Source organism: Rhodobacter sp. TJ_12 (assembly GCF_020023995.1).
Lineage (GTDB): Bacteria > Pseudomonadota > Alphaproteobacteria > Rhodobacterales > Rhodobacteraceae > Rhodobacter.
This window is the reverse complement of the sequence record NZ_NRRD01000002.1, coordinates 153,890-177,812: the sequence shown is the minus strand read 5'-3', so window position 1 is coordinate 177,812 and position 23,923 is coordinate 153,890. Positions and strand designations below refer to the sequence as shown.

At 62.4% G+C, this 23,923-nt stretch carries 25 protein-coding genes; 8 read left to right on the top strand and 17 right to left on the bottom strand.

Going from position 1 to position 23,923, the window contains the following annotated elements; translation table 11 throughout:
- Window positions 1-37 precede the first annotated feature (37 nt).
- Window positions 38-1,990, bottom strand: a complete 1,953-nt coding sequence (locus CKO11_RS03020) for a DEAD/DEAH box helicase (RefSeq protein ID WP_223632723.1) — start codon at window positions 1,988-1,990, stop codon at window positions 38-40.
- Window positions 1,991-2,229: 239 nt separating this feature from the next.
- On the opposite strand from CKO11_RS03020, the gene CKO11_RS03015 reads away from it, so the two are divergent.
- Window positions 2,230-2,631 (top strand): hypothetical protein, encoded by a 402-nt coding sequence (locus CKO11_RS03015; protein WP_223632720.1) that lies wholly within the window; start codon window positions 2,230-2,232, stop codon window positions 2,629-2,631.
- Here the strand turns inward: CKO11_RS03015 and CKO11_RS03010 are convergent, their stop codons facing one another.
- Genes CKO11_RS03010 through clpS form a run of 3 tightly spaced genes read right to left on the bottom strand, consistent with a single transcriptional unit; the run spans window position 2,632 to window position 4,971 of the window.
- Window positions 2,632-3,447: an SDR family NAD(P)-dependent oxidoreductase gene (locus CKO11_RS03010; protein ID WP_223632717.1), complete on the bottom strand. Its 816-nt coding sequence runs from the start codon at window positions 3,445-3,447 to the stop codon at window positions 2,632-2,634.
- A 39-nt stretch (window positions 3,448-3,486) separates the two neighbouring features.
- Window positions 3,487-4,563 carry a class I SAM-dependent methyltransferase gene (locus CKO11_RS03005; protein ID WP_223632714.1) on the bottom strand — a complete coding sequence of 359 codons (1,077 nt, stop codon included), beginning with the start codon at window positions 4,561-4,563 and terminating at the stop codon, window positions 3,487-3,489.
- A 27-nt stretch (window positions 4,564-4,590) separates the two neighbouring features.
- A complete protein-coding gene (gene clpS, locus CKO11_RS03000) occupies window positions 4,591-4,971 on the bottom strand; it encodes an ATP-dependent Clp protease adapter ClpS (RefSeq protein WP_411741984.1) in 381 nt (126 codons plus the stop codon).
- A 99-nt stretch (window positions 4,972-5,070) separates the two neighbouring features.
- On the opposite strand from clpS, the gene CKO11_RS02995 reads away from it, so the two are divergent.
- Entirely contained in the window at window positions 5,071-5,766 is a 696-nt protein-coding gene (locus tag CKO11_RS02995; protein WP_223632708.1) for an HAD family hydrolase, read from the top strand.
- Window positions 5,767-6,023: 257 nt separating this feature from the next.
- Window positions 6,024-7,649 (top strand): D-alanyl-D-alanine carboxypeptidase family protein, encoded by a 1,626-nt coding sequence (locus CKO11_RS02990; RefSeq protein ID WP_411741983.1) that lies wholly within the window; start codon window positions 6,024-6,026, stop codon window positions 7,647-7,649.
- 93 nt (window positions 7,650-7,742) lie between these two features.
- On the opposite strand, the gene ccoS is transcribed toward CKO11_RS02990, so the two are convergent.
- The 8 genes from ccoS to ccoN all read right to left on the bottom strand — a co-directional run bounded on the left by ccoS (window position 7,743) and on the right by ccoN (window position 15,830).
- Complete coding sequence (ccoS, locus tag CKO11_RS02985; protein ID WP_223632702.1) at window positions 7,743-7,901, bottom strand: cbb3-type cytochrome oxidase assembly protein CcoS; 159 nt, start codon at window positions 7,899-7,901, stop codon at window positions 7,743-7,745.
- A gap of 10 nt (window positions 7,902-7,911) precedes the next feature.
- A complete protein-coding gene (locus CKO11_RS02980; RefSeq protein WP_223633064.1) occupies window positions 7,912-10,032 on the bottom strand; it encodes a cation-translocating P-type ATPase in 2,121 nt (706 codons plus the stop codon).
- Between the two features lie 123 nt (window positions 10,033-10,155).
- Window positions 10,156-10,611 (bottom strand): FixH family protein, encoded by a 456-nt coding sequence (locus CKO11_RS02975; RefSeq protein WP_223632700.1) that lies wholly within the window; start codon window positions 10,609-10,611, stop codon window positions 10,156-10,158.
- A gap of 4 nt (window positions 10,612-10,615) precedes the next feature.
- Entirely contained in the window at window positions 10,616-12,067 is a 1,452-nt protein-coding gene (ccoG, locus tag CKO11_RS02970; RefSeq protein WP_223632699.1) for a cytochrome c oxidase accessory protein CcoG, read from the bottom strand.
- Between the two features lie 296 nt (window positions 12,068-12,363).
- Entirely contained in the window at window positions 12,364-13,257 is an 894-nt protein-coding gene (gene ccoP, locus CKO11_RS02965) for a cytochrome-c oxidase, cbb3-type subunit III (protein WP_223632698.1), read from the bottom strand.
- 12 nt (window positions 13,258-13,269) lie between these two features.
- Window positions 13,270-13,479 (bottom strand): cbb3-type cytochrome c oxidase subunit 3, encoded by a 210-nt coding sequence (locus CKO11_RS02960; RefSeq protein WP_223632696.1) that lies wholly within the window; start codon window positions 13,477-13,479, stop codon window positions 13,270-13,272.
- A gap of 11 nt (window positions 13,480-13,490) precedes the next feature.
- Window positions 13,491-14,219, bottom strand: coding sequence for a cytochrome-c oxidase, cbb3-type subunit II (ccoO, locus tag CKO11_RS02955; RefSeq protein WP_223632694.1), 729 nt, complete (start codon window positions 14,217-14,219; stop codon window positions 13,491-13,493).
- A gap of 12 nt (window positions 14,220-14,231) precedes the next feature.
- Window positions 14,232-15,830 (bottom strand): cytochrome-c oxidase, cbb3-type subunit I, encoded by a 1,599-nt coding sequence (gene ccoN / locus CKO11_RS02950; protein WP_223632692.1) that lies wholly within the window; start codon window positions 15,828-15,830, stop codon window positions 14,232-14,234.
- 260 nt (window positions 15,831-16,090) lie between these two features.
- Between ccoN and CKO11_RS02945 the strand changes: the two genes are divergently transcribed.
- The 4 genes from CKO11_RS02945 to accC all read left to right on the top strand — a co-directional run bounded on the left by CKO11_RS02945 (window position 16,091) and on the right by accC (window position 19,859).
- Window positions 16,091-16,930: a universal stress protein gene (locus tag CKO11_RS02945; RefSeq protein WP_223632689.1), complete on the top strand. Its 840-nt coding sequence runs from the start codon at window positions 16,091-16,093 to the stop codon at window positions 16,928-16,930.
- A 217-nt stretch (window positions 16,931-17,147) separates the two neighbouring features.
- On the top strand, window positions 17,148-17,693 hold the full coding sequence (locus CKO11_RS02940; RefSeq protein WP_223632686.1) for a hypothetical protein: 546 nt from the start codon (window positions 17,148-17,150) through the stop codon (window positions 17,691-17,693).
- A 314-nt stretch (window positions 17,694-18,007) separates the two neighbouring features.
- A complete protein-coding gene (gene accB / locus CKO11_RS02935) occupies window positions 18,008-18,505 on the top strand; it encodes an acetyl-CoA carboxylase biotin carboxyl carrier protein (RefSeq protein ID WP_223632683.1) in 498 nt (165 codons plus the stop codon).
- A gap of 7 nt (window positions 18,506-18,512) precedes the next feature.
- Window positions 18,513-19,859 (top strand): acetyl-CoA carboxylase biotin carboxylase subunit, encoded by a 1,347-nt coding sequence (gene accC / locus CKO11_RS02930; protein WP_223632682.1) that lies wholly within the window; start codon window positions 18,513-18,515, stop codon window positions 19,857-19,859.
- 43 nt (window positions 19,860-19,902) lie between these two features.
- Here accC and CKO11_RS02925 read toward each other — a convergent pair whose 3' ends face one another.
- The gene (locus CKO11_RS02925; protein WP_223632680.1) at window positions 19,903-20,610 is read right to left on the bottom strand and encodes a class I SAM-dependent methyltransferase; all 708 of its coding nucleotides are present in this window, start codon (window positions 20,608-20,610) and stop codon (window positions 19,903-19,905) included.
- A gap of 64 nt (window positions 20,611-20,674) precedes the next feature.
- Here CKO11_RS02925 and aat point away from each other — a divergent pair, with 64 nt between their 5' ends.
- A complete protein-coding gene (gene aat, locus CKO11_RS02920) occupies window positions 20,675-21,313 on the top strand; it encodes a leucyl/phenylalanyl-tRNA--protein transferase (RefSeq protein WP_223633061.1) in 639 nt (212 codons plus the stop codon).
- On the opposite strand, the gene CKO11_RS02915 is transcribed toward aat, so the two are convergent.
- The 4 genes from CKO11_RS02915 to clpX all read right to left on the bottom strand — a co-directional run bounded on the left by CKO11_RS02915 (window position 21,277) and on the right by clpX (window position 23,883).
- The gene (locus CKO11_RS02915) at window positions 21,277-21,645 is read right to left on the bottom strand and encodes a DUF2155 domain-containing protein (RefSeq protein ID WP_223632678.1); all 369 of its coding nucleotides are present in this window, start codon (window positions 21,643-21,645) and stop codon (window positions 21,277-21,279) included. The genes aat and CKO11_RS02915 overlap by 37 nt on opposite strands.
- On the bottom strand, window positions 21,642-22,097 hold the full coding sequence (locus tag CKO11_RS02910) for an outer membrane lipid asymmetry maintenance protein MlaD (protein WP_223632675.1): 456 nt from the start codon (window positions 22,095-22,097) through the stop codon (window positions 21,642-21,644). Before CKO11_RS02910 ends, CKO11_RS02915 begins: the two co-directional genes overlap by 4 nt.
- 21 nt (window positions 22,098-22,118) lie before the next feature.
- Window positions 22,119-22,493, bottom strand: coding sequence for an NADH:ubiquinone oxidoreductase subunit NDUFA12 (locus tag CKO11_RS02905; protein WP_223632671.1), 375 nt, complete (start codon window positions 22,491-22,493; stop codon window positions 22,119-22,121).
- A 118-nt stretch (window positions 22,494-22,611) separates the two neighbouring features.
- Complete coding sequence (gene clpX, locus CKO11_RS02900) at window positions 22,612-23,883, bottom strand: ATP-dependent Clp protease ATP-binding subunit ClpX (RefSeq protein WP_223632667.1); 1,272 nt, start codon at window positions 23,881-23,883, stop codon at window positions 22,612-22,614.
- Window positions 23,884-23,923: the final 40 nt, after the last annotated feature.

Here is a 23,923-nt window from a genome sequence, read left to right as displayed (position 1 = left end):
AAGCGAAAGGGGGCCAAGCGGCCCCCTTTTTTTGCTTTTACGCTTTGCGCGGTTTCTTGGGGCCGGGTTTACCGCCCGGCTTGCCTGCGGGCTTTGCGCCGTATTTGGCCTTCGGCTTGCCCTCTTTCGTGGCAGCGCCATGCCCGCCTTCGCGCGCCCAAGGGGCGGCTTTGCGGCCTTTGGCGGGCGCGCCTTCGCTAAATTTGCGGGCCGGGCGTTCACTGCGCTCTTGGCGCTCGCCGCCCTCGCTGCGGTCTTCACGCGGCGGGCCCTTGCGATGCGGCTTCGGGCTGCGCGGCTTGTCACCATAGCTTTTGCCGCCAAAGCCCTTGCCAGCGCCCGGTTTCTTATTGCCCCAACGCGCCGGTTTCGGCGCCGGACGCTCCAGCCCTGCGGGCGCCTCGGCCAACGGTTCGACGGTGCATTTGTCTTCCATCACCATCGAGGGGGCGAGCCCGGCTTCAAACTTTGCCGCCGCCGATTCATGGATTTGCACGAAAGTATGATCTTCCATCACCCGGATCATACCAATATCGCGCCGCGTCAGATCGCCCGCGCGGCACAGCATCGGCAAAAGCCATTTCGGATCGACCCATTGGTCATGGCCCATCGACAAACGATAGAACCGCGCGGCGCCAAATTCTTCGCGCGCGCGGGGTTTCGGCCCCTCGCCCACCACCATCGGCACGATGTCTTCGGGCGCGGTGCGCGCCGCCCGGAAATGGCGCAGCACCGCCGCCGCCAATTGCTTGGGCGGAAAGGCCGAGACCAGGCGTTCGACCGCATCGAATTCTTCGGCCGTGACCGGCTCCACCAGCCCCGGCTCTTGCAAAATGCGTTCTTCATCGCGCGCCAAGATCGCCTCGGGCGTGGGCGCGGTATCCCATGTCACGCTGACGCCGGCCTCGCGGATCAGACGTTCCGCCTTGTTGCGGATATTGGCGGGCACGACGATGGCCGACAGCCCCTTGCGCCCGGCGCGGCCCGTGCGGCCAGAGCGGTGCAAAAGACCCTCGCGGTTCATCGGCAGATCGGCGTGAATCACCAGTTCCAGCCCAGGCAGGTCGATCCCGCGCGCGGCCACATCGGTGGCAATACACACCCGCGCCCGGCCATCGCGCATCATTTGCAGCGCGCGCGAGCGTTCGTCTTGCGTCAACTCCCCCGACAGCGCCACGACCGAAAAGCCCCGGTTCAAAAGCCGCCCCGTCAAATGCGCCACGGCAACGCGGGTCGAGCAAAAGACAATCGCGCGTTCGGCTTCATGAAAGCGCAGCAGGTTGACGATGGCATTTTCCCGATCCGAGCGATCCACCAAGAAGGCGCGATAATCAATATCGGCATGGCTTTCGCGCGCGGCAATGGTGGAAATCCGTTCTGCCTCGCGCTGGAAGGTACCCGCCATCCGCTCAATCTCGCGCGGGACAGTGGCCGAAAACATCAGCGTGCGGCGGTTTTCGGGCGCCGATTGGAGGATGAATTCCAGATCTTCGCGGAACCCAAGGTCCAGCATTTCATCGGCTTCATCCAGCACCACGACCGACAGCGCCGCCAGATCCAGCGCACCGCGCCGAATGTGGTCGCAAATCCGCCCCGGCGTGCCAACGACGATATGCGCGCCGCGTTCCAGCGCGCGCCGTTCGGAACGGGCATCCATCCCGCCGACGGCCCCCGCGATCACGGCCCCCGCACCGGCGTAAAGCCAGTTCAACTCCCGGCTGACCTGCATCGCCAATTCGCGCGTCGGCGCCACGACCAGCGCGCGCGGCAGATCGGGGTACGGGGAAATCCCCGCCTCGCCCATCAATTCGCCAGCCATCGCCAGACCGAAAGCCACCGTCTTGCCCGAGCCCGTCTGTGCCGAGACCAGCAAATCGCGCCCCGCCACCTCGGGCTTCGTCACCGCCTCCTGCACCGGGGTGAGGGAAGCGTAACCCTTCGCAGCCAGCGCCTGTGACAGCGCGGCGGGAAGATGGGGGAACTCGGTCATATGGGGAAGGCTTTCGATAAGACGGAAAGCGCAGTCCCTACGCCTCTTTTGCTCAAAAAGAAAGCCCCGTTGTGGCGCAAGCGTCGATTCCTTGTCACCGTGGTGAAAATTCCGGGGGCAAAGGCGCAGCCGAGCGGCAAACCGCCCGGCCATCTTGGCGCGCCTGCCCGATTGCGCCTGCCCCATTGCGCTTGCACGCCACTCGGGCAACACTGCGCCCAACCAGACCGGAGATTTCGATGCGCAAGCTTTCTTTGATCGCCTTGGGGGTGCTGGCAGCCTGCGGCACGCCGCAAGAACGCTGCATCAACCGCGAAACGCGCGAATTGCGCAGCGTGCAAAACCTGTTGGCCACGGTGGAAGGCAATCTGGCGCGCGGCTACGCTTATGAAGACTATGACGTGCCGATGACGCGCTGGGAAGTCTGCGGCACCACAAGGATTACCCGCCCCGATGGCACGGTGATCGAAAAGCCCGAAATGTGTCTTGAGGATTATACCGTCACCCGCACCCGCAAAGTGGCGATTGACCCCAAAGCCGAGGCGCGCAAGCGCGATGGATTGCGCAAAAGAGTGCGCGCGTTAACCCCGGCCGCCAATGCGGCTGTGGCGGCCTGCCGCGTCGCCTATCCAGAGGAATGATCAGTAGGCGGGCACGCAGACCGGGTCCAAAAGCCCCCGCCCGCCATCCACGGTGACGATTTGCCCGGTGACAAAACCCGCCCCCGGCGAGGCAAGATATTGCACCGTATCAACCAGTTCCGAGGCAGGCGCGATCCGGCCCATCGGCGTGCCCTCGGAGATCGCGCCGCGCCAAGGCGTGTTTTCCTTCAGCGCCGATTGCAAAGAGGCACTCATCACCGAGGCAAAGGCCACCCCGTTGACACGGATGCGCTGCGGCGCCAACGCCACGGCCAGCGCCCGTGTCGCTTGATCCAACGCCGCGCAAGCAATGGAATAGTTTAGCAGTTGCGGCTGGTTACGGCACCCCGCCAAGGTCGAGACATTGATGATCGAGCCGATCTCGCCCTCGGTGCGCTCTTCCTTTTCGGCCAGCGCGATCATCCGCTTGGCCGTCATCTGCGACAGCCGCAAGCTCGATTTCATATTCTGCGCCAGCATCTCTTCGAGCCCGGAATCGGACGGGTCGAGCGGATCGGGCGTGGGGGCGAAACTGCGCGCGGCATTGACCAGAACATCGATCCGCTCGAACGCATCCACCGCCGCCGACAAAAGGTTCGCCGCGGTCAGCTTTTCACACAGATCGCCCGCGAAAAGCCGCACCGGCCCGTTTTCGTCGCGCGCGGCATCGCCCCATTCGGCCTGAAGCCGCACCTCGTCAATATCGGCGCAGATCACATGCGCGCCCCGGTCAAGGAAATGGCGCGCGATGGCCAAGCCGATACCATTGGCGGCCCCGGTGACGATGGCGGTCTTGCCAGAAATTGCGAGCGTCATGGCAAATCCTTTGTGACGGTCCCGAAGAAAGGCGCCGGCTTAGCGGCGGGTGCGCGCCACGCGGCGCGGCTTTGCCCCGGTGGGCGCGGGCGTTTGAGCGCCCTTGCCCGGCTTGGCGGCATGGGCAATCGGACGTTCGGCCCGAAAGATACGAAAGGCCCCGTCGCGCCCCGTGGGCGGGGTCAATTCGGTCACCTCGTGAAACATTTCGCGCAAGACGGCCTCATAGGGCAGGTGCCGGTTCGCCACCATCCAAAGCGTGCCCGACAGCGACAAAAGCCCCGCCGCCGCGCGAATGAAGGCCGCGCCCAGTGCCGGATCGGCATTGCGCGACGTGTGAAACGGCGGGTTCATCACCGCGCCGGTGGGGCGCGGATCGCGCGTCACCTTACCCACATCAGCCCAGGTGAACTGCACGCGTGGATCGGTGATATTTTGCTTGGCACACTCCAGCGCGGCATGTTCGGCCTCGATCAGCTCTAGGCTTTCGACGCCGTCACGCGCCAAAACCTGCGCCGAAAGCCAGCCCCAGCCCGCGCCCAGATCAACCATCTTGGCGGGCAGGTGGTCGGGCAGACAGGCGGCCAAAAGCGCCGAGCCACGATCCACCGCATCGGCGGAAAACACGCCCGGCTGGGTGGTAAAGCCCTCCGCCGGGGTCATCGGCTGCGCCGCCCAGCCCGCCAAACCGCCCGGCGTGGCCGCAAAAGAGAAAATCTTGCCATGCGCCTTGGCGATCGGGTCAGAGATCGGCAAACGCGCGCGCACATCACGGATGATCGAGTCAATGCCATCGGTTTTCATCCCGTCGACCCAAATCGGGCCACCGGGGGCAACCCCGTCGCAGGCCGCCGCCAAAAGCGCGCGCGCCTCGGCCTTGGCGCGGGGTAAAAACACCACTGCCGCGGCATAATCCCCCTCGGGCATCGGAGAAACGGTGTAGCCACGCGCCGAAAGGGCATCGTAATCCGGGCGGAACCCCTGCACCAGATGCGCCCGATCCTTGGGCAAGAGCGACAGATCGGTGTCGGCGGTCGGACGGAACACCGCGATCCGTCCCTCGGTCGGCAAAGCTTCGGGCGCATCGAGCGCCAGCGACAGACGGGTATGGCTCATGTCGGTGTCAGCAGAGGGCGTGTGCCCTCACTCCTTTTCCATCGTGCATTGCAGCGGATGCTGGTGGCGGCGGGCGAAATCCATCACCTGCCCCACCTTGGTCTCGGCCACTTCAAAGGAATAAACGCCCACCACGGCAAGCCCCTTTTTGTGCACCGTCAACATGATTTCAAAGGCTTGCGCATGGGTCATGCCAAAGAACCGCTCAAGAATATGCACGACGAATTCCATCGGCGTGTAATCATCGTTGAGCAGCATCACCTTATACATCGGCGGGCGCTTGGTGCGCGCGCGCGTCTTGGTGGCAAGGCCGGCGTCGCCATCGCCCTCGCGGTCGCCATCGTCATCGGCGCTGGCAAGGAAAGGCTGAAGCACGGGGTCCTCCAAAGGCAGGGAATCGCTGGGCATGCGCGTCAATATAGGAAGATGGTGGCAGAAAAAAAGCCCAAGCGGAACAGTTGCCAAACGAGAGGGTTCACGTCAGCTTGACGACGCAAGGAGGCGCCCATGACGCTGACGACCATTGGCTTTGATGCCGACGACACGCTTTGGCACAACGAGCGGTTCTTCCGGCTGACACAGGCGCGGTTTCACGACCTGCTGGCCGATCATGCCCCGCCCGAACGGCTGGAAGAGCGGCTCTTGGCGGCGGAACGGCGCAACATCGGCCATTATGGGTTTGGCGTGAAGGGGTTCACGCTGTCGATGATCGAAACCGCCATCGAGGTCAGCGAAAGCCGGGTGCCCGCTGCGGTGATCGGCGAGATCATGGCCGCCGGGCGCGAAATGCTGGCGCATCCGATCGAACTGCTGCCCAGCGCCCGCGCGGCGGTCGAGGCACTTTCGGGGCGCTACAAGCTGGTTTTGGTCACCAAAGGCGATTTGCTCGATCAAGAACGCAAGCTGGCGCAATCGGGGTTGGGCGATCTGTTCGACGCGGTCGAAATCGTCTCGGACAAGCGGCCCGAGACTTACACGACCGTTTTCGCCCGCCACGGCAGCGGCGCTGATGAGGGCATGATGATCGGCAATTCGTTGAAATCGGACGTTTTGCCGATGATCGCGGCCGGGGGATGGGGGGTTTATGTGCCCCATGATCTGACATGGGCGCTTGAACATGCCCTGCCCCCCGAAGGCCATCCCCGCTTTGCCGAACTGCCCGATCTTGGCGGGCTGAGCGATCTTGTCGCAAGGATAGGATGAACGCGCAAAAGCGCAACCCGGGCGCGCAGCCCCGACCGAAACCAGCCCGCCCCAGCCTTTCCACGGACCAAAGCCACTAGATTTTGATTGAGCAAAAGCCCAACGCACGAAATATAGCGCTAACGGGCCTTTTCGTTGCATCAAGGCCGCACCCAAAGCCTTTGAATCTTCTTGGTTTTCACCGCTGACATCCCATGCTAGGCTAATCGAAAGCCCCGAATAAACAGGGGTATCCGAGGCAGTGTAAGGGCAGTACCGTGACCAGGCTTTCGTGCTGGGTCCGTTCAGGGCTTGTGGCAATTCTTCTTATTTTGGCACCGGTGGCACTTTGGGCCGCCCCCTATGCGGCATATGTGATCGATGCCCGCACGGGCGAGGTGCTCTATTCCAAGAACGCTGAAACCCGGCTGCATCCGGCGTCGCTGACCAAGATGATGACGCTTTACATCGCGTTTCAGGAAATCGAGGCGGGGCGGCTGAGCCTTGACACGATGGTGACCGTTTCCGCCAATGCCGCCGCGCAGCCGCCGTCGCGCGTGGGGCTCAAGACCGGGCAAAAGATCGCGCTGCGCTATCTGATCCGCGCGGCTGCGGTGAAATCCGCCAATGACGCGGCTGCTGCGATTGGTGATTTCATCGGCGGCGACGAGGCAACATTTGCCGTCCGTATGACCCGCACCGCACGCGCGCTTGGCATGACCAAGACCACCTTCAAAAACGCCAACGGGCTCACCCGCGAAGGGCATTTGTCCACAGCGCATGATATGACGATCATGGGGCGGCACATCCTTTACGACTTCCCGCAATATTATAACCTGTTTTCGCGCCGCAGTGCCGATGCCGGGATCAAGCGCGTCTATAATACCAACCGCCGTTTTCTGGACGCCTATGAAGGCGCCGATGGCATCAAGACGGGCTATACCGTCGCGGCAGGTTTCAACCTTGTGGGCTCGGCCAAACGTGGCAACAAGCGTATCATTGCGACCGTTTTCGGCGGCACATCGACCGCAAGCCGCAATGCGAAAATGGCCGAACTTCTGGATCTTGGCTTTGCCCGCGCGCCCAACCGCGCCCGCACCGTGAAGCCCGAGCCGCCGATGCTTCTGGCCGCCGCCCCCGCCGGGTTGCCCGGCCCGCTGCTCAAAACCAGCCCGCGCCCGGTGCCGCGCCCGGTCACACCCGCCATCGCGCTGGCGATGGCCGAAGAGGTGCCTGCGGTGGATACCGATGCGATTGCCGCAGCGGTCGCATTGGCGGCCGCCGTGCCCGCGCCTGCCGCGGCACCGATCATTTCCGTTTCTCCGGCGCAAGCCAGCACCGCGCGCCCCCTCGCCAAGCCCGATACGGGGGCGGCGGTGCAACTTGCCTTGGCAGAAGACCCTGACACCCCTGCCCCGCTGGTCGAGGTCGCCGCACCGGAGCTTGAAACGCTGGCGATGCTGGACGAAGACGACGGCGTGCAGGCGCAGGGCGACACCGATGCAAGCGCGCCGATCTTTATTCAGACGGCAACGGCCCAGCCCGAAACCTTGGCGATGAGCCGCAGGCAAGCCCCCCGCAACGATACGGTGATCTTGGCCGCGCTGACCCCGCCGCCGCCCGCGCCGCAAGCGCGCCGCGAGGTGGTGGCACGGGCCTCCAGCTCGGGCGGGCGGCAATGGGGTGTGAGCCTTGGCAAATACCGCTCGCAATATGCTGCCGAACAAGCGCTTTTGAAAACCGCGCTGATGGAAAGCACCGCCTTGGGCGATGGGCTGCGCAAGGTCGCCAGCCGCCCGGCAGGGCATGAGGCACTGTTTGTCGGCCTGACCCAAGGCAATGCCGATCTGGCCTGCGCCCGCCTGCGCGCGCGCGCCGTCGATTGCACGGTGATCGGCCCGTAACGCGCGGCAAGCGACCCGCTATAAACAAAGCCCGGGGCCGATATGGCGCCCGGGCTTTTGTTTGGCCTGTTACTGGGGGCAGCGCGTCAGGGCTCAGGGCTTGGGATGGTCGTCATATTGGCCCGACAAGATCCGTTCGGCATCGCCCTTAGGATCATCATATTGGCGGTTCTTGAGCGACCAGATAAAGGCCACCAGCCCAAAACCACCCAAGAAAAGCGAGATCGGAATGAGATAGGTCAGAACCGACATGGCATTCCCCTTAGCGCAACCGCAACGAATTCAACGAAACCGTAATCGAGGATGACGACATCGCCAAGGCCGCCCAAAGCGGGGTGGCCAGACCGATCAGCGCCAGCGGCACAGCGACGGTGTTATACACCGCCGAAATCGCGAAATTCTGCTTGATCCGGGCCCGCGCCTGTTTGGCGATCCGCAAAGCATCGCCCACCGGCGCAAGGTCTTGGCCCAACAGCACGATGTCAGAGGCCGTGCGCGCCGCATCCAAGGCGGTGGCGGGCGAGATCGAGACATGGGCGGCTGCCAGCGCGGCGGTATCATTGAGCCCGTCGCCCACCATCAAGACGCGCCGCCCCTGCCCCATCAGATCAGCGACAAGCGCGGCCTTTTCCGCAGGCAGCGCGCCCGAACGCCACTCGGAAATAGAAAGCTTTTGCGCCAGCTTGGCCACGGCGGCTTCGACATCGCCGGAAACCAGCAACACCTGTTTGCCCTTTGCGCGCAACAGTGCCACGCCTTCCGCCGCGCCGGGGCGCAGATGATCAGAAAAGCGGAAGGTGACGGGCGGCGCCTCGCCAAGGCGCAGATGGGTCGCGGTGGTTTCCACCGGATCGGCGCCGACCCAATCGGACCGGCCCAACCGCAGCTTGCGCTTGCCCAGACGCCCCTCCACCCCGAAGCCGGGCACTTCGCGCAGGTCATCCAGCCGCGCGGGCGCAACGCCCATCTCCAAAGCGCCCGCATGGATCGCCTTGGCCAAAGGATGCGCAGAGGCCGCCGCAAGGGCCGCCGCAATCGAAAGCGTTTCGGTATCGAAATCGCCCAAGTTTTCCGGCACGGGCGCGCCCAATGTCAGCGTTCCGGTTTTGTCGAAAACGACGGTATCCACCTCGGCCAACCGCTCCAGCGCGGTGCCATCCTTGATCAAAAGCCCCTTGCGGAACAACTTGCCCGAAGCGGCGGTCACCACCGCAGGCACGGCCAACCCCAAAGCACAGGGGCAGGTGATGATCAAAACAGAAGCCGCGATATTGATGGCCAGACGCAAATCCCCCGCGCTCCACCACAGCCAAAAGCCAAAGGCCGAGAAAGACAGCAAATGCACCAGCGGCGAATAGGCCCGCGCCGCGCGTTCGGCCAGCGTGGTGTAGCGGGTCTTGGCGCTTTCGGCCATGGCGACCAGATCGGCCATCCGGTGCAAAGAGCTGTCCTTGCCCGCCGCCGTGACCTGAAGCGTCAGCGGGCCTGTCAGGTTCACCTCGCCTGCGCTCAGCACCGTGCCGGGGCCCACATAGACCGGAAGCGTCTCCCCGGTCAGCAGCGAGCGGTCGGTTTCCGATGTGCCATCGGTCACCGTGCCATCGGCGGGAATACGGCCGCCCGGTCGCACCCGGATCAGATCGCCCGGTTGCAAATCCGACACGGCCACGATGCTTTCCAGCCCGTCGCGCAAAAGCGTGGCGCGCGGCACCTCCAGCGCGGCCAATTCTTCGGCGGCAGAGCGCGCCACGGCGCGGGTGCGATAATCGAGATAGCGCCCCACCAAAAGGAAAAAGGCCAGCATCACCGCCGCATCGAAATAGGCATGATGGCCGTGCTGCATCGTCTCAAAGATAGAAATCCCCGAGGCCAGCACCAGCGCCAGCGAGATCGGCACATCCATGTTGAGCCGCGCATGGCGCAGCGCCCCAAAGGCGGACACAAAGAACGGCTTGCCCGCAAAGACCACAGTGGGCAGGGCAATCGCCGCCGATATCCAATGGAACAAATCGCGCGTGGCGCTTTCGGCCCCCGACCAGACCGCGATGGACAAGAGCATGATGTTCATCATCGCAAACCCGGCCACACCGATCCGCATCAGCAGATCGCGCCCGCGCTTGTCGGTTTCGGTCGCGCTGAGCATCCCCGGATCAAGCTCATGCGCCTCATAGCCGATACGGCCAAGCCGCGCGATCAGATCCCCCGCCTCGACCCCCGACTCGGCATCGACCGAGACACGCTTGAGTGTCAAGTTCACGCGGGCCGAACGCACACCGGGCGTGGCTTCCATTTCGCGTTCGACATCGGTGATACAGACCGCACAATGCGCTGTGGGCAGCGACAACATGATCCGTGCGCCCTTGATATCGCCCGATTTCGCCATTTGTTCTGCCGAAGGGGCCGCAAGGCAGGCCGGGCAGGCCGAGGCCGAAACATGGTCTTCTTCGTCACGCGCTTCGACACGGTCGGCCCGTTCGGGCGCAAGGGGGGCAACGGTCATGGCAGATCAGCCGTCGACAGAGAAATCGAGCCTTTGGCGGAACAAGGTGCCGTCGGACGACTTCGCGGTGATATGGAGCAGCCACTCGCCGGGGGCGAGCGCCACGGGGGCGGAAAAGACGCCCCGCGCGGGCGTCATTTCGGGGCGTTGGTCATCGGCCGACATGGTTTTACGGCCGACAAGCACATCCAGATCCGCAACCCGGGCGGGCTTGCCCTCCGGATCGCGGATATCAAGGATCAGCGATGTGCCATCGTAGGAAGGCGCGATGGTCCAGCCCAGCCGCTCCTGCGCTTCCCGGTCGGCGTCAAAGGTTTGCGACGCGACATAGGAATTGTCGACCTCAAGCCCCGGAAAGGTGCGAATGGCGTTATAGGCCATCGTCATATTGACCACGATGATCAGCCCGAAGAAGGCCAAGAACATCATCAGCACCTTACGTCCGGTCAGAGGTTTGGCCATCTTGTCACTCCTTGCCGTTGAACACGGTGCCGACGGAATCCCGCACCGGCACCTCGCCGCCCACCTGCTCGACCCAGATGTCGATATCGGTGCGCTTGGTGGTCGCCAGATCGGACTGCGGCGCCGCCTCAAGGTAAAGCCGCTGGTTGTAAAGCTGGTCGGCCGGCACGGTCACCGTATCACCCTCTTGCCCCTCGAGCGAGAGGGTCAAACTGGGATCGGCTTCACCATCGGGTGTGGTTGCGCTGATCCGATAGGTCACCTCTTCACCATGCTTGTTGCGAATCCGCATCGTGTAGATGTTGCGGATCGTGCCATCGCCCTGCATCACGTAAAGCGGATCGCGGTTCGGGGTGACATTGAAATCGAGCGGCGAGCGCAGGAACAGCGCGACCACAAGCGCAATGCCAAAGCCGGCCCACAGCGTGAAATAAACAAGCGTGCGCGGACGCAGCACGTGTTTCCAGATATTCACAACCTTGTTGCCCGCGCGTTCGCTGGCCTCGTCCTTAAGCGCCATATAGCCCACAAGGCCGCGCGGTTTGCCGATCCGGTCCATGATCTCGTCACAGGCGTCGATGCACAGACCGCAGGTGATGCATTCCAGCTGCTGGCCGTTGCGGATATCGATCCCCATCGGGCAAACGTTGAAACAGGCCTGACAATCGATGCAATCGCCCTGCCCTTCGGGCACCTGCCCCTTGTGCAGCTTGCCGCGCGGTTCGCCGCGCCATTCGCGGTAAGCGATGGTGATCGTGTCTTCATCCATCATCGCCGCCTGAATGCGCGGCCACGGGCAGGCATAGATGCACATCTGCTCGCGCGCGAAGCCGCCAAAGGCGAAGGTCGTCGCGGTCGCCACGGCAATGGTTGTATAGGCGATGGGAGAGGCGTCACCGGTGAAAAGATCGCCCAGAAGCGTCGGCGCATCGGTGAAATAGAACACCCAGGCCCCGCCGGTGGCGAGCCCGATCAGCAGCCAAAGGGTCCATTTCGTAAGGTTTTTGCGGATCTTCTCAGCGTTCCATTTCTGCCGGTGCAGACGGATACGATTGTTGCGGTCCCCCTCGACCCAGCGTTCCACCAAAATGAAAAGGTCGGTCCAGACGGTTTGCGGGCAGGCATAGCCGCACCACACGCGCCCCAGCGCCGAGGTGAACAAGAATAGCCCCAGCCCCGCCATGATCAACAGGCCCGCCACGAAGTAGAATTCATGCGGCCAAATTTCGAGCCCAAAGAAAAAGAAGCGACGATTCGCAAGATCAAGCAAAACCGCCTGATCGGGCAGCGCCGGGCCGCGGTCCCAACGGATCCAGGGCGTGATGTAATAGATGCCCAGCATCAGCGCCATCAGGATCCATTTCAGATTGCGAAACTTACCGGAAATACGTTTGGGAAAAATGGGTTCGCGCGCCTCGTAAAGCGGCGCGTCGTCGGTGGGTTCGGTGGAGCTCACGGGTTCATCTCCGTTGGCATGTGGCTTGCGTCCGGGCCGCCTTGCCCCGCGGTCCGAACGGGGATGCCTCGATGCGCAGATCGCCATATGTGCATGCAAAGACAGATTTGCGATACACGATATAATCGAGACTGTCATTGTTAAGCGCGTGATGCCCGATGGGACTTAGTGTCGCAAGGACAAAATGGCGCATTCTTTAATGCAAAAAGACACCGGCACCCCAGGAAACGCGCGAACAGGACGGGGCACCGGTGCTCTTCGGGGCGGTAAAGACCGCCCCGAATGTCAATGCAGGCTTATTCGCCGCCGCCGAGGCTGTGCACATAGGCCGAAACGGCCCGGATCTGCACTTCGCTCAGACGCGACGTGCCTTCGGTGGTGCCGTAGCTCCACGAGGGCATCACGCCAGCGCGACCATGCCGGATCGTGGTGGTCAGCGTTTCAACATCGCCACCATAAAGCCAGATCGCATCCGTCAGGTTGGGCGCGCCCAAATCCTGCATGCCCTTGGCATCCTCGCCGTGGCACGCCACGCACCATTCGGCAAAGATTTCCGAACCAGCCGCCGCCATTTCGGCATCGGCGTCCTGACCCGAGATCTGGCGCACATATTGCACGACCTCGTCGATCTGCGCCGATTCCAGCAAGCCGTCATCCAGATGCGCAGGCATGCCAGCGGCATAGTTGGTATCCGGGTCCAGCGGATCGCGAATGCCGTGCTGCACATCGAGATAAATTTGCTCGATCGTGCCGCCGAACAGCCAATCATCGTCGATCAGACTCGGGAAGCCCTTGTTGCCGCCTGCGCCCGAACCGTGGCATTGCGCACACCAGGTGCGGAACACCGCGCCCCCGGCATTGGTGGTATAGGCCACCAGTTCGGGATCATTGCCGATTTCGGTCAGCTCCGTGGCCACCAGCTTGTCTTCCACCGCCTTGTTCATTGCGGAAAAGCGTTCGATCTCTTTTTCGACATTGGCGCGGGTCGAAGACCCGAGCAGGCCCGGGGTCGCCCCAGAAGCAAAGATCGGCCACGCCGGCATGGCGATCGAATAGGCGATGCCCCACACGATACAGGCGTAGAAGGTCCACAGCCACCAGCGCGGCAGTGGGGTGTTCAGTTCCTCGATGCCGTCCCACGAATGGCCCGTGGTTTGCACCTCTTTCTTGGTCGTCGGTTTTTTGCTCATTTCCACGCCTCCTTACCGCGTGGCGCCGTCGTCCGGACGCAGGCTGTCGCCTGCATCGGGATCGGCGGGTTTGTCTTCATGCCGGAAAGGGATGTTTGCCGTATCGGCATGCGTGCTGCGCGAACCGGGACGAAACGCCCAGAACACGGCACCGAGAAACATGAGCAGCATCGCAAGAGCGGCCCAGCTATCGGCGAATTCACGCAGGATATGATAGTCCATCCCCACTCTCCTTAGCGACTGGCCACGGGCTGGAAGGTCGAGAAATCGACCATCGTCCCCAACACCTGCAGATAAGCGATCAGCGCATCCATCTCTGTCAGGCCGGGCTGGCCATCAAAGTTACGGATGTTGACGTTGTCGCCGTAATGCTCCAGCAGCGAATCGTAGTCTTCGTCAGGGTTCGCCTGAGACACGAAGTCTGCTTTCGCCGTTGCGATCATTTCCGAGGTATAGGGCACACCCACCATCGCATCCGTCGCAAGACGGTCTTCGATGTAGGTGCTGTCCAGCGGCACATGCGACAGGTAGCTGTAGCTCGGCATCACCGACTCGGGCACCACCGATTGCGGATCGGTCAGGTGATCGACATGCCACTTGTCCGAGTAACGGCCACCGACGCGGGCGAGGTCGGGCCCCGTCCGCTTCGAGCCCCACTGGAACGGGTGGTCATACATCGATTCCGCCGCAAGCGAATAGTGACCGTAACGCTCCACCTCGTCGCGCATCGGACGGATCATCTGCGAGTGGCAGACATAGCAGCCCTCGCGGATGTAGATATCGCGCCCGGTGAGTTCGAGCGGGGTGTAGGGACGAATGCCCTCCACCTTCTCGATCGTGTTTTCGAGGTAGAACAGCGGCGCGATCTCGACGATCCCGCCAATGGTCACGACGAGGAACGAGAAGATCAGCAGCAGCGTCGCGTTCTTTTCCAGAACGTGGTGTTTGTCCAGAATTGCCATCTGCGTTTCTCCTTATTCCGCCGGGACCGCGACCGAAGCTTCGGTCGTTTTCGGTTGTTTGGCCACGGTGGCCCAGAGGTTGTAGGCCATGATGATGCCGCCCAGCAGGTAAAGCACCCCGCCGCTGCCGCGCACGACATACATGGGCAGTTTCGCGGCCACGGTGTCGGCAAAGGCGTTCACAAGGAAGCCTTGGCTGTCGACTTCACGCCACATCAGGCCTTCCATGATCCCGGTCACCCACATTGAGGACGCGTAAAGAACGATCCCGATGGTGGCGAGCCAGAAATGCCAGCTGACCAGCTTGAGCGAATAAAGCCCCGAACGGCCCCACAGGCGCGGCGTCAGGAAGTACAGCATGCCGAAGGTGATCATGCCGTTCCAGCCGAGCGCACCAGAGTGCACGTGGCCAATGGTCCAGTCGGTGTAGTGGCTGAGCGAGTTCACGGCCTTGATCGACATCATCGGACCTTCAAAGGTCGACATGCCGTAAAAGCCGATGGACACAACCATCATCCGGATCACCGGATCGGTGCGCAGCTTGTCCCACGCGCCCGAAAGCGTCATCAGGCCGTTGATCATACCGCCCCAAGACGGCATCCACAGGATCACCGACATCACCATGCCCAGCGTCGAGGCCCAGTCAGGCAGCGCGGTATAGTGCAGGTGGTGCGGACCGGCCCAGATGTAGAGGAAGATCAGCGCCCAGAAGTGCACGATCGACAACTTGTAGGAATAGACGGGACGCTCGGCTTGTTTCGGCACGAAGTAATACATCATGCCCAAGAAGCCCGCGGTCAGGAAGAAGCCCACGGCGTTGTGGCCATACCACCATTGCGTCATCGCATCTTGCACACCCGACATCACCGACACCGATTTGGAGCCGAAGATCGACACCGGAATGGCGAGGTTGTTGATCAGGTGCAGCATCGCGATGGTCACGATGAAGGACAGATAGAACCAGTTCGCCACATAGATGTGGGGTTCCTTGCGCTTGAAGATCGTGCCGAGGAAGGCGATCAGATAGGCTACCCAGACCACGGTGATCCACAGGTCGATGTGCCAGTTCATCTCGGCATATTCTTTACCTTGCGAGCCGCCGAGCAGGTAGGAAGACGCCGCCATCACGATGATGAGCTGCCAACCCCAGAACACGAACCAGCCCAGCGAATTGCCGCCGAACAGACGCGCCGCCGAGGTGCGTTGCACAACATAGAAGGCCGAGGCGATCAGCGCGTTGCCCCCAAAGGCGAAAATCACCGCCGAGGTGTGCAGCGGACGCAGACGCCCGAAATTGAGCATGCCATTGCCGAACTCTAGGTTGAGTTGCGGGAAGGCGAGCTGGAAAGCGATGATCACGGCCACAAGGAAGCCGACCACGCCCCAGAAGGTCGTTGCGATGACGCCGGCGCGGATCACGCCGTCGCAATATTCGGTGTTCGAGGGCTTGGGGTCCCCCATTGTGCGCAGTATCCAGATGAACGCGATGACCGCGGCCAGCATGGCCTGGATCATGTTCACCATATACGGCAGGTCCCGCGCCTGACTGGCTGCGTATGCAGCTACAGCCGCCGCGAGACCAAGCGCGATCAGCTTGATGTAATCCCACATATTATGCGTCCCTTCGTCTTTTTGTTCTTCCGTCCCGCGCCGAGTCGGTCGGGGCGTAAGGTTCTCGACTTTTCTCTTGTGATTTTAGGGTATGACACCCGCTTTGATTTCGATCAATTTCTTGACAGGCTGGTGCGTTCTTTCGTCGCACGATGACAGCATGCCCAGCGGCTGTAAAGCGGCGCCTTGATCCTCGTCAATGCGCAAAGCCATTCGAATCGCTACAGATTACCAAAATTACCGCATTCAGGGGGCAGTATATGGCCTATAAAACGGTTTTGACGATTGTGACGGACGTCTCACAGGCGCACGGACAAATTGACTCGGCCGTGGCGGTCGCCCGCGCCGAGGATGCGCACCTTGAGGTGCTGTGTCTGGGCGTCGATCGCACCCAAACTGGCTATTATTATGCCGGAGCAACGGCCTTCGTGCAGCAAGAAGTTCTCGATCGGGCGCAAGAAGAAGCGCGCGAGACGGAAAAAGCCGTCAATGACCGCCTGTGCAAAGAGGATATCCGCTGGAGCACCGAGGCCGTCGTGGCCCAGATCGGCGCGATTGCGACCGTTGTGGGGCTGCGCGCGCGCTTTGCCGATCTGGTGGTGATGGGCCACCCTTATGGCACCGGGCGCGGGCAGGAACTGGAGGCGGCGGTCGAAGCCGCACTGTTCGAAGGGCAAGCGCCCGCGCTGATCGTGCCCGATGGTCAGGTGATCTCGCTGACGCCGCGCCGTGTGGTGGTGGCATGGAATCAGTCGAACGAAGCGATAAACGCGATCCGCAAGGCGCTGCCGCTGCTGCAAACCGCGCAACTGGTCGATATCACCGTGATCGACCCGCCCGCGCATGGGCCTGAACGGTCCGACCCCGGCGGGCAGCTTAGCCAATGGTTGGCCCGGCATGGCGTCAAGGTCGAGGTTTCGGTGCTGGCCAAGACGCTGCCGCGCATTTCCGATGTGATCAACCGCCATGTGCGCGATACCTCTGCGCAGATGGTGGTGATGGGCGCCTACGGCCATTCGCGCTTCCGCGAAGCGATTCTGGGGGGCGCAACGCGCAACATGCTGGAACAGGCCGAAGTGCCGATCCTGATGTCGCATTGATCCGTGCCGTCCAGCACGAAACGCAAAAATGGCAAACGGCGCCCCGCGGGCGCCGTTTTCATTTGGACCTGCGGCAGCGCCAACCCCTTGAAAAGAAAGCCGCGCCGGACGGGGTCGACCATTAACCCTGCCACAGGAAACCGCAAAAAAGTAACATTTGGGTAACCTGGCAGGCGCATCCTTCATGTTGGGGGTTCAGTAATGAGGAGAGTGGGGAATGGACCGCATATCGGGGCTTATGCCTCAAACAGGATGGACGCCGCTGCTTGCCGTGGCGCCACCGAAAAAGGCACCTGCCACGACGGTAGAGCCATCCGCGAATGCCGCGAACACGAATTCGGGGCTTGGCGCAAATGTCGACAGCGGCTCGCAAGCGCAACGGATCGTTGAACTGCAAGCCCGCAGCCGCGACGTTGCGATGGAAACCGCCGTGCTTGCGCAAAGCCGCACCGCGGCTGCGCCCGACCCGGACGCGCCGACTGGCCCTCCGCCGACCTTCGACGTGACACCGCTTGAAGCAAAAGCGGCCGAACTGCACGCGCCGCCGCGCGCCAAATCGGACACCGAAGCGCCAGACGTCACGCCGGAAACGGACGCGGCAGATGCGCCTGCCGAAGCCGAAGCGGCACAGACCGAGGACAGCACCGATGCCCGCCTGCCGGACGAGTCCGCCGCGCCGGAAGCGCCGGCGACGCCGGACACCGCGAAAGGCTGGCAAGCCAGTGCGCAGACCACCGAGCCGCATCTTGATGTGACCCGATAGCGCGGCGCCAGCCGCCGCGCCCCTCACCCCACCACCGCCCACCCGTGGCGCGGTGCCTGCCGTGCACCTCCGGGCCCAACCGCCCGGCCCCAGCCGTTTGTGCCGCCGATCGCCTGATCGTGCGGCCGGTGGCGTTTGTCTGGTCGTATCTGTGCCCGTCGCGTCCCGCTAGGGCATCGGGCCGCGCCCGATCAGCTCAGTTCCCCTGCGTCATCCGTTCGCGCTTTCCTCCCTCGCATGGCTCGCGTATAAGCAGCCAGTGAAGATGCGCCGCTGGCCCGATCCGCGGCATACCGAGAGACCTCGAGGACCGCATGACCAAACAATCGCACGAGAACGACGTCGCCTTCATTCAGGCGCTGGCGGAGCTTCTGAACCAGAACGAACTCACCGAAATCTCGGTGGTGCGGGAATATGGCGAAGACGACAGCCTTGAGGTGCGCGTGATGAAGCAGGCCACCGTCGTTGCGGCGCCGGCCCCCGCCTATGCGCCCGCACCGGCCGCCGCCGCCCCCGCGTCGGCCCCGACGGCTGCGCCCGCAGCGGCCGCCCCCGCAAGCGATGATCCGGCCAGCCATCCCGGCGCCGTCACCTCGCCCATGGTCGGCACCGCTTATCTGGCCCCAGAACCGGGCGCCTCGGCCTTTGTGAAGGTGGGCGATGCGGTCAAAGAAGGCCAAACCCTGCTGATCGTCGAAGCCATGAAGACGATGAACCACATCCCCGCCCCGAAATCGGGCACGGTGAAACGCATTCTCGTCGACGATGGCGCGCCCGTCGAATTCGGCGCGCCCCTGATGATCGTCGAGTGAGGCCCAGATGTTCGACAAGATCCTGATCGCCAACCGGGGCGAGATTGCGCTGCGCGTGATCCGGGCCGCCCGTGAGATGGGGATCGCCTCGGTCGCGGTGCATTCGGTCGCCGATGCCGATGCGATGCATGTCCGCATGGCCGATGAAAGCGTCTGCATCGGGCCCAACCCCTCGTCGGAAAGCTATCTGTCGATCCCGGCAATCGTCGCCGCCTGTGAAATCACCGGCGCGCAAGCGATTCACCCCGGCTATGGCTTCCTGTCGGAGAACGCCACCTTTGTGCAGGTGCTCGAAGATCACGGGATCGCCTTCATCGGCCCCAAAGCGGAACATATCCGCATCATGGGCGATAAGATCACCGCCAAGGAAACGGCCAAGAAGCTGGGCATCCCGGTGGTGCCCGGCTCGGATGGCGGCGTGCCCGATGTGGAAGCGGCCAAGAAAATCGCCGCCGAGATTGGCTATCCGGTGATCATCAAGGCCACCGCGGGCGGCGGTGGGCGCGGCATGAAAGTCGCGCTGAATGCCGATGAAATCGAAATGGCATTCCGCACCGCGCGGTCTGAAGCCAAGGCCGCTTTCGGCAATGACGAAGTCTATATGGAGAAATATCTCCAAAAGCCGCGTCACATCGAAGTGCAGGTGTTTGGCGATGGCCGGGGCCGCGCCGTCCATTTGGGCGAACGCGATTGCTCGCTCCAACGCCGCCACCAAAAAGTCTTCGAAGAAGCCCCCGGCCCCTGCATCACCCCCGAGCAACGCGACCGGATCGGCATGATCTGCGCCAATGCAATGGGCGAACTGGGCTATTCGGGCGCGGGCACGATCGAATTCCTGTTCGAAGATGGCGAATTCTACTTCATCGAGATGAACACCCGCCTGCAGGTGGAACACCCGGTGACCGAAGGGATTTTCGGCGTCGATCTGGTGCGTGAACAAATCCGCGTCGCCGCCGGCGAGGAAATGGAATTCCGTCAAGAAGACCTGCAATTGCGCGGTCATGCGATCGAAGTGCGCATCAATGCCGAGCGGCTGCCGAATTTCGCGCCCTGCCCCGGCAAGATCACGCAATACCATGCCCCCGGCGGGCTTGGCGTGCGGATCGATTCCGCGCTTTATGACGGCTATCGCATCCCGCCTTATTACGACAGCTTGATTGGTAAGCTGATCGTGCATGGCCAAAACCGGCAAGAGGCGCTGGCGCGGCTCAACCGGGCGCTGGGGGAATTGATCGTCGATGGCGTGGACACCACGATCCCGCTGTTTCGGCAATTGCTCGAAGAGCCCGATATTCTGGGCGGCGATTACTCGATCCACTGGCTCGAGAAATGGCTCGACCGCACCTACGGATAACGAAAACGCCCCCGCAAGGGGGCGTTTTTCTGAGCGTTTCATCTTAAGCTTTCGGGCGCAAATAGGCGGTATCGCGGCGTTTCGTTTCGGGTCGGAAATAATCGAACACCGGCCCGCGCTTGCCTTGGGGCACCTTTTGCCAATCCGCCCAGTTCAGACTGTAGCCCAACACATCGGCCATCGCCTCCAGCGCCGTGGCGCTTGGAATGCCGATCAGCGCCTTTTCCTGCCCTTCGGCCTGCGGCAGCGCATTGAGATCCTTGGCCGGATCTTCGCGCACCAGCATGATCACCTGACCGGGGCGCAACGCGAATTCGCTATCGATGACAATCAGCTTGGGCCGAAACCGCGTCGCCAATTGCAGCAGCCGAAAATGATCCATGATGTGATAGAAGATGCCCAGCACCCCGATCACGTCATACTGCTCGCCGGCTTTCAGATCGGCTTCCATCCCGTCGAAAATATCGCCGACGCGCAGCTTGACCCGATCTTTCGCCAGCCCCTCGGGGAATTGCTGAAACCGCTCCACCAGATGCGGGCGCCCCTCGATCCCCACCACTTCGCGCGCGCCCGCCGCGGCAAAGGCATAGGACCAACGCCCATCATGCGCCGCAAGGTCCAAAACCCGCGCGCCCTGCAAGTCCTTCCGGATCGGCTCGATCAAATACTCATGGCGCAAATTGAGCCGCTTGATGCCCGATTTATCCTCGGCATAACGGTCGAGACCTTGCAGAAAATCGAAAAATCCCATGGCATTGCCGCTTTTTCCTGTCTATTCCGGGAAGACTAGGGGCAACGGTGACAATTGGCAACAAATGGCGGTGAAGCTCAGCCCGGACCTTTTGATCTCGGCCTATGCGCAGGGCATCTTTCCGATGGCCAGTGCGCGCGATTCCGAAGAGCTGCACTGGTTCGAACCACGCCTGCGCGGCATCATCCCCTTGCACAATCTCCACATTTCACGCTCGCTTGCGCGCGAAATGCGCCGCATGCCTTATACAATTCGCACAAATACCGCGTTTCGCGCCGTGGTCGAGGGCTGCGCAGACCGCGACGAGACATGGATCAATGACACCCTGTTTGAGCTCTACGACGCGCTGCACGCGCTGGGGGTCGCGCATGCGCTAGAGGTCTGGGAAGGCGAGACGCTGGTGGGCGGAATCTTTGGGCTGACACTGGGCGGGGCCTTCTTTGGCGAAAGCATGTTTTCGCGCCGCCGCAATGCCTCCAAGATCGCGCTTGCCTACACGGTGGACCGGCTGCTGCGGGCTGGCTTTGTGCTGTTTGACACGCAATATCTGACACCGCATCTCAAAAGCATGGGGGGCGTGGAAATTCCCCGTGCGATCTACCGGCAGCGGCTGGCCGAGGCGCTACAGCTTCGCGCCGATTTCACCGTGCCCGAAATTCCAACCGTTCAGTCGGTGTTGCAGCGCAAAACCCAGACATCGTAGCGCTGATGGTCCAGCGCCGAAAGCGCGGGGTTCTGGGCGATCATCCAGCCTTCAAACACGACCTCGCCAATCATCGTGTCGGTGATATGCAAAAAGGCATAGGCGTTGGAAGCCGGGTCTTCGGCCGGGTAGCGGCACGCCTCCAGCCGCACCGCAAGCGAGCCATATGGCGCCACCTGCCCCACCGAAAGCGTAATGTCAGAGGCGGCACCCGCCACCTTGTCCAGCCCCCGCAGAAACGCCCCCGGCGCATCGGCCAACCCGTCTGGCGCCTCTTGCGCGCAGACAGCCGAGGCCGAAAGCAGCACTGCCGTCAGGGCCTTGCGGATCATTCACCGCCCTCCGACCCGCCGCCTGCGAATTTCATCAACAGACCCAGCGTCGAAACCGCGCCTTGCGTGTCGATGATCTCTTCGCCGGGGCCAAGGTTCACAAGGCTTCCCCCGGGCAAAATCTCGACAAAGGCCCCGCCCAGCAGCCCCTCAGAGGCGACAAGGATTTGCGAATCCTCGGGGATCTCGACACCGTCTTTCACGGTAAAGGTCGTATCGGCGAAAAAGGTCTGCGTGTTCAGCGCGATATCGGTGACCGAGCCGATCTTGACCCCGGCCATCCGCACATCAGTGCCAAGGCTGATCCCCTCGACCGAACGGAATGAGGCGGTCAGCGGATAGCTGCCCCCCCCGGTGCTCAGCCCGTGGCCCTGCCCGGCCCAAACAAAAAAGCCGACCGCCACGGCCAAAACAGCCGCCCCGGTCAGTACTTCGACGCGATTTTCGCTCATGTTACAGATCCTGTCGCCGGATCATTCCGGCTGCCATGCCTCATAGTCACGCCGCTCGACCGGCGCAGCACGGCGCAGCGACCCCGGCGGGATATAGGCCGAGGCCAACCCGGTCTGGTTTTCCTGATGCGGCAATTCCCAATCCTTGTGCACCAGCGGCTTGTCGGTCGGCGGTTCGTCCCAAGTGTGGTGCATCCAGCCATGCCAATCGGGCGGAATACGGCTGGCTTGGCATTCGCCATTGTAAATCACCCAGCGGCGCTTGCCGTCTTTGCTTTGATAATAGCGGTTGCCCTCGGCATCTTCACCGACCTTCACGCCATTGCGGGCGGTGTAGATCTGGGTGCCAAGCGTCTGGTCGTTCCACCAGGTCAGCAGGCGCAGCAGGAATTTCATGATCTCTCTCCCAGCAGTTGCCCCCCTTATAGCGGGTGCGACATTTACGTCCAGCCCTTCGCGCGGGTGGCAAAAACAAAGGGCGGGTTTCCCCGCCCCTTAGCCCATCTTGCGCGGATCAACCGGCCGATTTCGGCTCTTTTTGCGCCTCATCGGCATAGATCAGAAGCGGTTTGGCCGCGGCCCCTGCTTCCACCGCCTCTTCGTTGACCACCACCTCTTGGACGTTTTCCATGCCCGGCAGTTCAAACATCGTATCAAGCAAGATGTCTTCTAGAATCGAGCGCAGACCCCGCGCCCCGGTCTTGCGCTGGATCGCGCGGGTGGCGATCGCATGCAGCGCATCGGGGGTGAAGGTCAGCTTCACGTCTTCAATCTCGAAGAGACGCTGATATTGCTTCACCAGCGCGTTTTTCGGCTCGGTCAAAATGGTGACCAGCGCCGCCTCATCGAGATCCTCGAGCGTGGCGATGACCGGCAGACGGCCCACGAATTCCGGGATCAGACCGAATTTCAGCAGATCTTCCGGCTCAAGCTCTTTGAACAGATCGCCTGCACCGCGTGCATCGGGGTCTTTCACATCGGCGCCAAAGCCCATCGCGGAGCCTTTGCCGCGTTGTGCGATGATTCGATCCAAGCCCGCAAACGCGCCGCCACAGATGAACAGGATGTTGGTCGTATCCACTTGCAGGAATTCCTGCTGCGGATGCTTACGCCCGCCTTGCGGCGGCACCGAAGCGACCGTGCCCTCCATGATCTTGAGCAGCGCCTGCTGCACGCCCTCGCCCGACACATCGCGGGTGATCGAAGGATTGTCCGACTTGCGGGTGATCTTGTCGACCTCGTCGATATAGACGATGCCGCGCTGCGCGCGTTCGACGTTATATTCCGAGGCCTGCAACAGCTTGAGAATGATATTCTCGACATCCTCGCCCACATAGCCCGCCTCGGTCAACGTGGTCGCATCGGCCATGGTGAAAGGCACATCCAGAATCCGCGCCAGCGTCTGCGCCAGCAGCGTTTTCCCGCAACCGGTCGGACCGATCAGCAAGATGTTCGACTTCGCCAGTTCCACATCCTGTTTCGAGGCGTGGTTGAGCCGCTTATAGTGGTTGTGCACCGCAACGGCGAGCACGCGCTTGGCATGCATCTGCCCGATCACATAGTCATCAAGCACTTTGGCAATATCGCGCGGGGTGGGCACACCATCGGTGGATTTCAGACCGGTGGTCTTGGTTTCCTCGCGGATGATGTCCATGCACAGCTCGACACATTCGTCGCAGATGAACACCGTCGGGCCGGCGATGAGTTTGCGCACCTCATGCTGGCTCTTGCCGCAGAACGAACAGTAGAGCGTGTTCTTGCTGTCGGAGCCTTGATTGTTCGCCATCGTCATCCTCAAAATGCCCCAAACGGGCTGTGGTGGACTG